The organism is Aeromonas sp. R3-1 (assembly GCF_040908345.1).
Lineage (GTDB): Bacteria > Pseudomonadota > Gammaproteobacteria > Enterobacterales > Aeromonadaceae > Aeromonas > Aeromonas veronii.
In genome coordinates this window covers 1-12,256 of the sequence record NZ_JBFODN010000060.1, presented here as the reverse complement: position 1 = coordinate 12,256, position 12,256 = coordinate 1, and the positions used below count along the sequence as shown (strand labels likewise).

General features: G+C 56.8%; 10 protein-coding genes, 1 pseudogene and 1 riboswitch. Of the genes and pseudogenes, 8 read left to right on the top strand and 3 right to left on the bottom strand.

The genetic code is table 11. The features are described 5' to 3' along the window. The coding region (locus tag AB5Y85_RS03475; RefSeq protein WP_368221201.1) for a transposase domain-containing protein at positions 1–407 on the bottom strand (407 nt) is incomplete at its 3' end. Between the two features lie 202 nt (positions 408–609). Here AB5Y85_RS03475 and flgF point away from each other — a divergent pair. The 8 genes from flgF (at position 610) to mgtE (ending at position 10,104) form a co-directional block, all read left to right on the top strand. Continuing rightward, positions 610–1,356, top strand: a complete 747-nt coding sequence (gene flgF, locus AB5Y85_RS03470; protein WP_005334159.1) for a flagellar basal-body rod protein FlgF — start codon at positions 610–612, stop codon at positions 1,354–1,356. Positions 1,357–1,371: 15 nt separating this feature from the next. Then, a complete protein-coding gene (flgG, locus tag AB5Y85_RS03465) occupies positions 1,372–2,160 on the top strand; it encodes a flagellar basal-body rod protein FlgG (protein ID WP_005334158.1) in 789 nt (262 codons plus the stop codon). A 14-nt stretch (positions 2,161–2,174) separates the two neighbouring features. Beyond that, entirely contained in the window at positions 2,175–2,846 is a 672-nt protein-coding gene (gene flgH, locus AB5Y85_RS03460; protein WP_005350662.1) for a flagellar basal body L-ring protein FlgH, read from the top strand. 8 nt (positions 2,847–2,854) lie between these two features. Further along, positions 2,855–3,952 carry a flagellar basal body P-ring protein FlgI gene (locus AB5Y85_RS03455; protein ID WP_005350664.1) on the top strand — a complete coding sequence of 366 codons (1,098 nt, stop codon included), beginning with the start codon at positions 2,855–2,857 and terminating at the stop codon, positions 3,950–3,952. 43 nt (positions 3,953–3,995) lie between these two features. Beyond that, positions 3,996–5,069 (top strand): flagellar assembly peptidoglycan hydrolase FlgJ, encoded by a 1,074-nt coding sequence (gene flgJ, locus AB5Y85_RS03450; RefSeq protein WP_257687759.1) that lies wholly within the window; start codon positions 3,996–3,998, stop codon positions 5,067–5,069. 3 nt (positions 5,070–5,072) lie between these two features. Next, complete coding sequence (gene flgK, locus AB5Y85_RS03445; RefSeq protein WP_136501273.1) at positions 5,073–7,076, top strand: flagellar hook-associated protein FlgK; 2,004 nt, start codon at positions 5,073–5,075, stop codon at positions 7,074–7,076. A 4-nt stretch (positions 7,077–7,080) separates the two neighbouring features. Continuing rightward, positions 7,081–8,286 (top strand): flagellar hook-associated protein FlgL, encoded by a 1,206-nt coding sequence (gene flgL / locus AB5Y85_RS03440; RefSeq protein ID WP_111899695.1) that lies wholly within the window; start codon positions 7,081–7,083, stop codon positions 8,284–8,286. A 182-nt stretch (positions 8,287–8,468) separates the two neighbouring features. Continuing rightward, a riboswitch (M-box (ykoK) riboswitch) is annotated at positions 8,469–8,638 on the top strand. 122 nt (positions 8,639–8,760) lie between these two features. After that, on the top strand, positions 8,761–10,104 hold the full coding sequence (gene mgtE, locus AB5Y85_RS03435; protein WP_167572153.1) for a magnesium transporter: 1,344 nt from the start codon (positions 8,761–8,763) through the stop codon (positions 10,102–10,104). Between the two features lie 60 nt (positions 10,105–10,164). Here mgtE and ppx read toward each other — a convergent pair whose 3' ends face one another. Next, positions 10,165–11,655, bottom strand: a complete 1,491-nt coding sequence (ppx, locus tag AB5Y85_RS03430) for an exopolyphosphatase (RefSeq protein WP_064336818.1) — start codon at positions 11,653–11,655, stop codon at positions 10,165–10,167. After that, positions 11,645–12,256, bottom strand: a pseudogene (locus tag AB5Y85_RS03425) (polyphosphate kinase 1); the annotation flags it as partial. The gene ppx and the pseudogene AB5Y85_RS03425, both read right to left, overlap by 11 nt.

The following is a 12,256-nucleotide window of genomic DNA, read 5'->3' as shown; positions in this document are numbered from 1 at the left end:
CGCCACATCACGCCATCGACGGCGAGCAGTTGCAGCCCGGCCCAACCGGGGTGGTTGGCCTGCTGGTACCAGCGCGAGGCGGTCTCGTGAAACAGACGCTCGATGCTCTTGTCCCCCAGTTTTTGGCGAGCTTGCAGAAAGGCGCTGGGAGCAACAAAGGGACGGTCGCCGGGCAACAGGATATCGAGCTGATTGACCAGTTGGGTCATGGGAACATGGCGGAAGATAGCCATGCCGATGATGGCCCAGACTAGTCGCTCCATGGGCATGCGGCGACGACGCAGGGTCGCGACATCCTCTTCGGCGAGCAGCGTCGTGATGAGCTCGGGAGAAATGAGGTCAGAGAGTGACTCAAACTGAGCGGCATTACTGGCGTGCAGGAAATCGAGAGCCTGGTCGATACGCATAAAAAATCCGAAACTAATCAACAGGTTTCGGATTTTCACAAAACAGAAGGATCGGTCAATGGATCCTTAACTGATCGGCATTAGGGCTTGGCCCCCTCTCTGTTTCTGTCGGATTCCCATCCTCCTTATCCCCCCATATTTCTGCTGTTGGCACTCTAATTGCATTTTTCCTGTCAGAGTCATCTGTTTGACGGAGAATTCCATGGATCACCTGCTTTATATCGCCATGTCCGGTGCCAAAGAGACCATGAACAGCCTGGCTGTTCGCGGCAACAACCTCGCCAATGCCAATACCACCGGCTTCAAGTCCGATTTCGAGCAGGCCAGAAGCATGCAGGCGTTCGGAGAGGGCTTGCCAAGCCGGGTGTTTGCCATGGCTGAGCGCCCGGGTCAGAACCTGCAGCATGGCATGCTGATGACCACCGGACGGGATCTGGACGTAGCGGTGGATGGTCCGGGCTGGATTGCCGTGCAGGATCCCAAGGGCGGTGAAGCCTATACCCGCATGGGGAATTTGCAGGTCAATGCGACCGGCAATTTGCAGACCTCGACCGGTCTGAATGTGGTGGATGACGGTGGTCAGCCCATCGTGCTGCCGATGCCGATGGAGAAACTCGAGATCAATCGGGATGGCACCATCAGCGGTCGTCCTGAGGGGGCTGCCGCCAACTTGCCGGAAGATTTTCAGCGGATCAAGTTGGTCAATCCGGCCGCCGATGCGGTGGAGAAGGGGCAAGATGGTCTGTTTCGCCGCAAGGATGGCCAGAATGAACCCGCCTCAGCCAATGTCGGCCTGATTGCCGGCTCCCTTGAGGGGAGCAACGTCAATGTGGTGGATGAGATGACCAACCTGATCCGGCTGCAACGCCAGTTCGAAACTCAGGTCAAAATTATGAAGACGGCCGAAGAGAATGATGAAGCTCAAACCCAACTGCTGCGAATCAGCTAATCAAGGAGTTACACTATGAATCCTGCACTCTGGATCAGCAAGACCGGGTTGGATGCACAGCAGACCAATATTTCGGTCACCTCGAACAACCTGGCGAACGCCAGCACCGTGGGCTTCAAAAAGTCACGGGCCATCTTTGAAGATCTGCTTTATCAAAACATCAATCAGCCCGGTGGCCGCTCCTCTGCCGATACCGAGCTCCCCTCCGGCCTGATGCTGGGGGCGGGTGCCAAGGTGGTGGCGACCCAGAAAAACCACAGCCAGGGCAACGTGCAAACCACCGACAACTCGCTCGATTTGATGATCAGTGGTCGCGGCTACTTTGAAATTCAGCTGCCGGATGGCAGTGCGGCCTATACCCGCAATGGTCAGTTCACCCTCAACGATGAAGGGACCATCGTGACTCCGGGTAATGGCTACCCGCTGCAACCGGAAATCCAGATCCCGGAAAACGCCCAGAGCGTCACTGTGGGTGAAGATGGCCAGGTCTCGGTGCAGCTCAAGGGCGATGGCGCTTCTCAGGTCGTCGGTCAGATCAACATCTCCGACTTCGTCAACGCCAGCGGCTTGCAGCCGATGGGGGAGAACATGTTTGTCGAGACCCAATCCAGTGGTGCTGCCGCTCAGGGGACTGCCGGTGCCGATGGTTTGGGGGTGATCAAGCAGGGGATGCTGGAGACTTCCAACGTCAACGTGACCGAAGAGCTGGTGAACCTCATTCAGGCTCAGCGGGTCTACGAGATGAACTCCAAGGTGCTCTCCGCCGTGGACGGCATGATGTCCTTCCTGATCCAGCGTACCTAATTAGGAGGTGCATGATGAAAGCCGTATGGATGCTGGGATTGTTGGTGCTGGGAGGGTGTAGCAGCACTCCCAATACGCCCAAGCCTGATGATCCCGAATTTTCCCCCGTCTACGGGGAGTCGGAGCCGGTGTCGGTGCGACCGACAGGGGCGATTTTCCAGCCGGATCAGGTCAATGGCATCTATTCGGATATCAAGGCGCACAAGGTGGGCGACATCATTACCATCGAGTTGTCGGAGTCGACCTCCGCCTCGAAAAAGGCCAATACCCAGAGTGGCAAGAATAACAAGTTCAATCTGGACCCGGTCAAGTTGGGTGGCGTGCCCGTGACCGCCAGCCCCTATGATCTCTCAGCCTCCATTGCTCAAGACAGCGCGTTCAAGGGCCAGGCCAAGGCGGATCAGAGCAACAGCCTGCAGGGCAATATTTCGGTCAGCGTGGCCAAGGTGCTGCCCAACGGCAATCTGGTGGTGCGCGGCGAGAAGTGGATCATGCTCAACAATGGCAATGAATATATCCGGATCACCGGCCTTATTCGCCCGGAGGACGTGACGTCTGATAACAGCGTTTCGTCCCAGAAAGTGGCCAATGCCCGCATTTACTACGGTGGTACCGGCGATCTGGCCAATAGCCAGGAGCAAGGGTGGCTTACCAGCTTTTTCAATGGTCCCTGGTGGCCGCTCTAGGAGATGTTATGAAGTCACTCCGTCTTGTCACTCTGCTTTGCTGTCTGCTGCCCTTGGGTGTGGCCAATGCGGCCCGGATCAAGGACATCAGCTCGGTTGAAGGGGTGCGTAACAACCAGCTGATTGGTTACGGTCTGGTGGTGGGGTTACCCGGCACTGGCGAGAAGAACAACGCCTTCACCGAGCAGACCTTCCGTACCATGCTCAACAATTTTGGCATCAAGGTGCCGGATAATATCAAGCCCAAGATCAAGGATGTGGCACCGGTGGCGATCCATGCCGACTTGCCCCCCTTCTCCAAGCCGGGCCAGACCATCGACGTAACGGTCTCTGCCATTGGCGAGGCCAAGAGCCTGCGGGGCGGCACTCTGCTGCAGAGTTTCCTGAAAGGGCTCGATGGGCGGGTTTATGCGGTCGCGCAGGGCAGTCTGGTGGTCGGTGGTCTGGGGGCCGAGGGGGCTGATGGTTCCAAGGTAGTGATCAATACCCCGACCGTCGGGCGGATTGCTAACGGTGCGACAGTGGAGCGGGAGGTGCCCAACTCCTTCAGTCAGGGGGACACCATCACCTTCAACCTTAACCGACCCGACTTTACTACGGCGCGCCGTCTGGCCGATGTGGTCAACGATCTGGTGGGGCCCAATACCGCTCAGGCGCTTGATGCCACCTCGGTCAAGGTCTATGCCCCGCGGGATCCGGGTCAGCGGGTCTCCTATCTCGCCACCATCGAGAACCTGGAGGTGGATCCGGCCAACGAGGCGGCCAAGATCATCGTCAACTCCCGCACCGGCACTATAGTGATCGGTAGTCAGGTCAAGCTCAAACCGGCGGCCATCAGCCATGGCGGGTTGACGGTGACCATCGCCGAAAACCAACAGGTCTCCCAGCCCAACCCGCTGGCGGGAGGAGAGACGACGGTGACCAACAACTCGACCATCAATGTCCAGCAGGAGCCGGGGCGGATGTTCAAGTTTGATACCGGTGCGACCCTGGACGATCTGGTCCGGGCGGTCAATCAGGTTGGGGTCGCCCCGGGTGATTTGATGGCCATCCTTGAGGCGCTGCAGCAGGCAGGCGCCATCGAGGGGCAACTGGTCATATTGTAACAAGCGGCAAGTGGTTGCCACGGGTGGCAATGAGGTAAGCAAAATGGCGGAGTTTGACAGCAACAGCGGCATGAATCTCGGGATGGTACAGGACATCAAGAACCTGGATCGTCTGCGCCAGATGAGCCAAAGCAAAGAGGGACAGGCCGAAGCGCTCAAGAGTGCGTCACGCCAGTTTGAGTCAATCTTTACCCAGATGCTGTTTCAGAGCATGCGTCAGGCCAACGGAGTGTTGACTCAGGACAACCCGATGAACAGCAGCTATACCCAGTTCTATGAAGGGATGCTTGATGAGCAGCGGGTTGCCGACATGTCCAGCAAGGGGGGGCTGGGATTAGCTGACATGGTGGCTAAACAGCTCTCTCCCGAGACCTTTACCCATCAGGATGGACGGGTGCTCAAGATGCCGCAGCGCACCGAACGGATCTACAAACCCTATCAGCCACCCACGGTCGCAGCAGATGATTTGATCTCGGCATCAAAAGTTGGCAAAGATTTTGCTGAAAAAGAGATGGCCGAGGGGGTCAAGGAGAACCACGCACTCACTATGCCCCGTCGACCGCACCGCAGCATTCCGCCCATGGGACGCATGGCCAGCGAAGAGAGCAGTACCACCGGTAGTGGGGGCAAAGAGTTCGATACACCGGAAGAGTTTGTTAATCGCCTGATGCCGCTGGCCAAGAAAGCGGCCGACAAGCTGGGGTTAAGCCCGGCGGTACTGGTCGCTCAGGCGGCACTGGAGAGCGGTTGGGGCAAGCGGGTGATCAAGGATGGCGAGGGGCAGGTGACCCATAACCTGTTTGGCATCAAGGCCGATCCGCGCTGGGAAGGGCCCAAGGCGGTGGTCAGCACGCTCGAGTATGAGCAAGGCGTCGCCTCCCGCCAGAAAGCGGCATTTCGCTCCTATGAGTCGTTTGAAGAGAGCTTCAACGACTATGTGGATTTCCTCACTTCCGGCTCTCGCTACAAGGGAGCCCTGGCGAAGGTGGATAGTCCTGATCGCTACTTTGAGGCGCTGCAACAGGCGGGTTATGCCACCGACCCGCACTACGCCAGAAAATTGAAACAGGTATTGCGCAGTGATGCCATTGCCCAATACAACGAGATGGAGCTGTAACGTATGGCAAGCGACCTGCTTGGGATTGGTTCATCGGGCGTGCTGGCACAGCAACGCCTGCTGCAGACCACCAGTAACAACATAGTGAACGTCAATAGCCAGGGCTATGTGCGTGAACGTACGCTGGTGTATACCAATACCATCGGTCTGGGGACCGGTGACATCAAGACCCAGCGGGTAATCAACGACTATATGCAGGGGGAGGTGCGCCGTGATACCTCCGCCTATCATGCCTCCCTGACCCATTATGAACAGTTGGCTGGCGTTGACAGCTTGCTTGGGGATACCAGCAATAGCGTGGGGGCGGCCATCACCTCCTACTTCAAGTCATTTCACTCTGCCAATGAATCGCCTGCCGAGATCGGTGGGCGCAAGGTGGTGATGACGGAGTTGAGTGGCATGGTCAACCGTTTTCATACCCTCTCGGCGCAGCTCGACAAGCAGAGCGATACCCTCAACACCCGCATTGAAGATGAAACCAAGCAGGTCAACAGCCTGCTCACCAGCATCAATGATCTTAATCAGGCCATCATCCGCACTCAGGGGTCACCCGAAGAGAACCTGATGCTGTTTGATCAGCGGGATGAGGCGATCCGCCAGCTGTCGGAGAAGATGGATATTCGTACCGTAGCCCAACCCAACGGCAGCATGCTGGTCAATATGAGCACCGGCCATTCGCTGATCCTCGATGGGGGCGTCGCCCAGTTCAAGGTGATTGCAGGAGATCCTGACTCCCGAGATCAGGAGCTGCAACTGACTCTGGGGGATAATCAGGCAACCATCGACCACGATACGTTTGGTGGCGCCATGGGGGGGCTGTTCAAGGCGCGTACCGACCTTGAGCCTACCAAGCGCGAACTGGGGCAGCTGGCCGTGGCGATGGCCGATGCGATGAACCAGCAGAACCGCCTCGGGATGGATCTGGATAACGAGATTGGCGGCGATATTTTCACCCTGCCTACCAGCAAGGGCTTACCCTACGGCAATAACACCGGGACGGTCGGGGCGAATGTCAGCTTTGTGCCGGGCAAGGGGACATCTGTGACCCCGTTTGATTACGAAGTGCGCTTTAGCAGCGCCACCGGTTATGAGGTGTTCTCGCTGGACAAGTCTGGTAATCGCACCTCTGTGGCGACTGGAACGACCCCTCCTGCAACGTTTGAACTCACTGGTCACGGCATTTCAATCGATCTCACCGGTGTGCCGGCTGCGGGTGACAGACTGTTGCTGCAACCGACCAAAAGTGCGGCCGCCGGTCTGGGTCAGCTGATCACCCGACCGGAAGATTTGGCCTTGGCCTCTCCGCTTAAAGCGGAAAAGACCACCAATAATGGCGGCGGGGCTGATATCAAACTGGGTGGCGTATTTAATACAGGTGCGGGGTCAGGTTTTGGTACCAATAGTCTGAGCCCGACAGCGCCTCAGGTGGTCAAAATCGATGCTAGTGGTAACTATCAGGTGTTTCAAGCCGATGGTACTACTCTGATAGGTACGGCCCCTGCGAGCAGCAAGGGGCAGAATTTAATGGCAGCCTTGCAACTGCCCCCCCCCACTGGTGGACCAGCTTATCCAAACCCGAAACAGGCGCCCGGCTACGAGTTCAGCATCACTGGCACGGTGGATGCCGGTGACAGCTTCAAGCTCAGTTACAACAGCAATGGCTTTGCCGATAACAGCAATGGCCTGGTTTTGGCCGAACTGCAAAACAAGGATCTGGTGCGCAAGAGCACCAATGGTGGGACGACCAACGACAAGATGACCTTCAATCAGGCCTATTCCGGGTTGGTGATGGAAGTGGGTAACAATACCAGTCAGGCAAAAACGCTGCTCAAGGCCAATGAGTCCAAGCTTATCCAGAGCACCGGCATTTTTGAAAGCGTGTCTGGGGTCAATCTGGAGGAGGAGGCTGCCAATCTGATCCGCTTCCAGCAATCCTATGCGGCATCGGCGCAAATCGTCAGCACGGCCAAAACCATTTTCGATACACTGCTCTCTTCCGTGAGGTAACGTCATGCGCATCACCACCAACATGATCTACGACCGGAATATCTATTCCCTCAACAGTGCCAACGAGCGGTTGAATACTGCCTATCAACAGCTGCAAACCGGCAATAAATTTCAGACTGCCGGAGAAGATCCCGCAGGGATGAGCCAGAAGATGGCACTGACCAAGGAGATTGACCTGTTCAAGCAGTACAGTGTCAATGGCAGCTTGCTGGAAAACAGCCTGGGACATGAGGAGACGGTATTAACGTCGATTAATAATGCGATGCTTAGTGCCCAGACCCTGATCCAGAAGTCAAATAATGGCGCTATCAGCATGGATGATCGCAAGGCCATCGCCAGCGAGCTGGAAGGGTTGCAGCAGCAGATGTTTGACCTGATGAATAGCAAAAACTCCTCGGGTGAATTTATATTTGGCGGTAATCAGAGCAAGACCCAGCCATATATAAAAGACGCTAACGGAAAATATATTTTTCAGGGTGACCCTGGTCAGCGAAATATTCAGGTCTCACCCACGGTACAAATTGCTGCCAATGATTCCGGGCAAGATCTGTTTGAAATCGTGGCGACCAGAAGAACCGCCAGTGCAACCACAGCAAATATCAAGGTTGGGATAGGCGATCAGGGTAACTTTGATAATTTCTATAAGTCCAATTATAACTCGGCACTGCCCAGTAATACCTATACCGTATCAACCACCATAGGCCCACCGGATACCTACGATATCAAGGATGCCGGTGGTGCAACCCTGCAAACGGGTAACTACACTGCTGGCACTAAGATCCCTTTCAATGGATTGGAGTTGACCGTCAGCTCGCCTGCGGGCAGTTCTGAGCAGTTTGATCTTAATCCACCGAAGAATGACAACATATTGAATGGTATGTCGGATTTTATTACCGCCTTGCGTGATCCCGCTATTACCGCTGACAACTTTGCGTTGGAAGTAGCCGATGCTACCGTCCATATGAAAAATGCTCGTCTGAATATCGATCATGGATTGGGGGAGTTGGGTGGCAGGATGAACAGTCTCGAGGCAGTCATGGATTCTAACGAGGGGTTGAGTACCCTCAACGCCGAGGCGAGAGCCAAGGTGTCGGAAGCGGATCTCTATGAAGTGATTTCCGCGCTGTCAAAAGAGGATGCGGCATTGAGTGCCTCGCAACTCTCTTTCAGCAAAATAAGCCGTCTGACGCTATTTGACTATATTCGTTAATAAAAAAGGGGCCCTTTGGGGCCTTTCCTTTTATCCAGGTTCTGTAAATTGGTTCCGTGTCATCCCCTGCCAATTGTAACAAGCTGTTGCCGTTGCCCATTTAATGGGAGCTGCGGGGTTGACCTCCCTGCGGGATTGGATAATCATGCCGCCCGCACAACAGAGGGTTGTGCGAATTATTTGCAGCATCTCGTTAGGCGAGGCTCCTGTATAAACACAGGCCACTGATCTCACGACGTCCAGAGACGCCCAAGATCAGGACAGTTTTCATCGGATTAAGGTGTAAACCCAAGTGGCTTCCGGCATGCCGGATACGTTATACAGTGCTAAAGCTGGTACGTGGGGATGATGACACGCCGAACGGCGTCATTTCCTGCCTATTACTCGTCAATCAAATTGCTGTTTTCTTGTCGTTGCATCCGGCTATTTCCGGAGGCATTCAGGCTCGCCTGAAATCACATGAGGATATCTGTGATGAAGAAAACACATACCATTCTTAACCGTCACCAACTGCTCGATCTGGCCGCCCTGCAGGGTTGGCTGGAACATAATCTGGATCCGGTTCAGCGCGCCGATCAACTGCTGACCCTGCGTCCGGAAGAGCTCAACTGCATCTTTGATACCCTGCCAATCCCACAAGGGGCCGAACTGCTTGGTTCACTCTCGGCCGAGAGTGCCGGGCGCCTGTTGCAGCGGCTCCATGGCAGCATCGTCAGCGTGTTGCAGGAGGCTATTCCCCGCCGTGAGATGGTCGCCATCCTGCGCAAACTGAGTCGTCAGGATCGCACCATGTTGCTGGCTCGCTTCCCGACCCAGGCGCAGGCCATGTATTACTCCCTGCTGGATTGGCCCACCGAGTCAGTGGGGGCCAACATGCGCCACGAATATCTGGCGGTGCGGGAGGAGGACACGGTCGGTCACGCCAAACAGCTGATCCACGATGCCTGGGACAATGCCCAGCTGTTTCGCCATATCTATGTGGTCAACGGGGATGGTCGTCTGCAAGGGAGCCTCTCCCTCAAGGCCTTGCTGATCGCTGACCCGCTGGCCAACGTCGCGACCCTGATGGATCGGGAGACGGTGCGGATCAACGCTCGTGCGGATCAGGAGTTGGCAGCGCGCCTGCTGATCGACCGCGACCTGTCGGTATTGCCTGTCGAGGATCAGGGGCGACTGGTCGGTATTTTCCACGTCGATGATGCGGCGGATATTCTGGAGCTCGAATCCACCGAGGATGCCGAGATGCAAGGGGGCTCATCACCGCTCGATACCCCTTACTTGCAGGCGACGCCCTGGCAGCTGTGGCGCAAACGGGTGGGCTGGCTGCTCATCCTGTTTGTGGCGGAAGCTTACACCGGCACCGTGCTGCGGGCATTTGAGGAGCAGCTGGAAGCGGCCATCGCGCTGGCCTTCTTTATCCCCTTGCTGATCGGTACTGGTGGTAACAGCGGCACCCAGATCACCACCACCATAGTACGAGCCATGGCGGTCGGGGAGGTGAGTCTGCGCAATCTCGGCACAGTGCTGAAAAAGGAGCTCTCCACCGGTCTGCTCATCTCGGGTGCCATTGCCATGGCGGCCTGGGTACGGGCATGGAGTCTCGGCGTCGGTCCCCAGATTGGCATGGTGGTGACCTTTACCATCATCGCCATCGTGCTCTGGAGTGCCACGGTCGCATCCATTATTCCCATGGTGCTGCGTCGTTTCCGCATCGATCCGGCGGTGGTCTCTGCGCCATTCATCGCGACGCTGGTGGATGGTACCGGCCTTATCATCTACTTCGAGATGGCCAAGTGGTTGTTGCCCGAGTTGCAGTAACCGGGAGATTGAGATGCAAAAGGCAGCCAGTGGGCTGCCTTTTTCATTTATCTTTCCGGTTTAGCCGAGCTGGAACAACAGTGGCCAGCCCTGCTCCTGGCAATAACGATGTTCCTTCTCCAGATTCTGCATCAGGAGACGGTTCTCCTCGCACCAGTCGATCGGCAGGGTCACGACCAACTGATCGCCTTGTACTGCGACTTTCCACTCGGGCAGCAGGTTGTCCTGACGCTTGTGGTGAGCGGCGACTGCGAGGCGCAGGATGCGGATGCAGCGCAGCACCGTCTGCATGTCGTGGTTGGGTAGGGGAGGCAGCTCGGAGAGCTTGAGCCCCTTGCGCTGAAAGCGTACCAGCGCTGCCAGCAGGGCCTGATCGTCCTGGTTGAAGCCGGGCAGGTCGGTGTGTTGCAGGATATAGGCGGAGTGGCGGTGAATGCCGCTGTAGTTGATGGCAAGGCCAATTTCGTGCAGCCGCGCCGCCCAGCCGAGGATGGCTCGATAGGGCTCTACTTCCATCTGCCAGGGCTCTTGCAAGGCATCAAACAGGGTCAGCACGCTCTGCTCCACACGGGCTGCCTGTTTTTTGTCCATCCGGTAGTGGGTACCGAGCGCCTGTGCGGTGCGCTCGCGAATATCGTGGTGCTGCAAGCGCTCCTCGAATTCATAAAGCAACCCTTCACGCAGGGCACCGTCGGAGTAGTCAAGCCGCTCGATGGGCAGCGAGGTAAACAGCCCGAGCAGGATGGCGACCGCGGCGGCAAACACCTCCTGGCGCTCCTCGGTAAGCCCTGTCAGCTTGAGGTTATCGACTCGCTTGCGCTCAATCATCAGCGCCTTGAGCCGCTCCAGCCCCTCCAGCGTGATGCTGCCGTCAGTCAGCCCTTCCCCCTGCAGCACGTCGCGCACGGTACGAATGGAGCCTGAGCTGCCAAGGCAGCTCTGCCAGCCCAGCTTGCGGTACTGGTTGACGATGGGGGCGAGCTGGTGCTGCGCCTCCAGCACGGCATTGGTGAAGTGCTTGTCGCTCAGCTTGCCGCTGGCAAAGAAGCTCTGGGTAAAGCTGACGCAGCCCATCTTGCGGCTGGTGAGGGCCTTGTGTTCAAACCCTTCACCGATGATGAGCTCGGTGCTGCCGCCGCCGATATCGATCACCAGTACCTGGCCCTCGATATGCTGGGTATGGGCGACCCCCTGATAGATGAGCCGTGCTTCTTCCTGCCCGCTGATGATCTCGATGGGGTGGTTGAGCACCTTGGCTGCTTCACTCACAAATTCGCGCGCGTTGCTGGCACGGCGCAATGTGTAAGTACCTGCGATGCGGATCTGATCCGGTTTGATGTTGGTGAGCCGCTCGGCAAAGAGTGACAGACAGGCGAGGCCGCGTTCCATCGCCTCCGGGCTCATTCGTTTCTGCTCATCCATCCCTTCCGCCAGCCGCACCCGCTCCTTGATGCGATCGACGATGCGAAAACGCCCTTCGCTCAGATGGGCGATCACCATATGAAAACTGTTGGAGCCGAGATCCACGGCGGCATAGAGACTATTGTCCATTGTTTGACTCGATACGTTTGAGATAGTCGTAAATCGCCACCTGAGAGCGGATCTTGCGGCGGTTGCCCCGCTTCACATATTCGTTCTGCTGGTCGGCATCAATGACCCGCGCCTTGCAGGTATCACTCAGTTGTAGTTCGAGAATGTCCATGATGCGCTGCTTGAGGCGCTCATCATAAATGGGGGTGCCCACCTCAATACGGCCGTCGATATTGCGGCTCATCCAGTCGGCGCTGGAGATATAGAGCTGGGGGTTGCCCTTGTTGTGGAACACCATCACCCGCGGGTGCTCGAGGAAGCGGTCGATGATGCTGATCACCTTGATGTTGTCACTGAGGCCAGGTACGCCCGGACGCAGGGCGCACATGCCACGGATGATCATCTGGATCGGCACCCCGGCCTGACCGGCGGCATAGAGGCGGTTGATGAGATCCTTGTCCACCAGATTGTTGATCTTGAGGATGATACCGCTCGGCTGGCCCGCCTTGGCGTTGGAGAGCTCGTTGTCGATGAGACGGTAGAGCTGACGGCGGCTGTTGATGGGGGAGACCAGCAGGTGGTTGAATTTGTAACGCTTATAGGGGTACTCGATGTATTCAAA

Bases quoted from the DNA above. Each gene is read 5' to 3' on its own strand.
- flgF (WP_005334159.1), top strand. From the start codon at position 610: ATGGATCACCTGCTTTATATCGCCATGTCCGGTGCCAAAGAGACCATG.
- flgG (WP_005334158.1), top strand. From the start codon at position 1,372: ATGAATCCTGCACTCTGGATCAGCAAGACCGGGTTGGATGCACAGCAG.
- flgH (WP_005350662.1), top strand. From the start codon at position 2,175: ATGAAAGCCGTATGGATGCTGGGATTGTTGGTGCTGGGAGGGTGTAGC.
- AB5Y85_RS03455 (WP_005350664.1), top strand. From the start codon at position 2,855: ATGAAGTCACTCCGTCTTGTCACTCTGCTTTGCTGTCTGCTGCCCTTG.
- flgJ (WP_257687759.1), top strand. From the start codon at position 3,996: ATGGCGGAGTTTGACAGCAACAGCGGCATGAATCTCGGGATGGTACAG.
- flgK (WP_136501273.1), top strand. From the start codon at position 5,073: ATGGCAAGCGACCTGCTTGGGATTGGTTCATCGGGCGTGCTGGCACAG.
- flgL (WP_111899695.1), top strand. From the start codon at position 7,081: ATGCGCATCACCACCAACATGATCTACGACCGGAATATCTATTCCCTC.
- mgtE (WP_167572153.1), top strand. From the start codon at position 8,761: ATGAAGAAAACACATACCATTCTTAACCGTCACCAACTGCTCGATCTG.
- ppx (WP_064336818.1), bottom strand. From the start codon at position 11,655: ATGGACAATAGTCTCTATGCCGCCGTGGATCTCGGCTCCAACAGTTTT.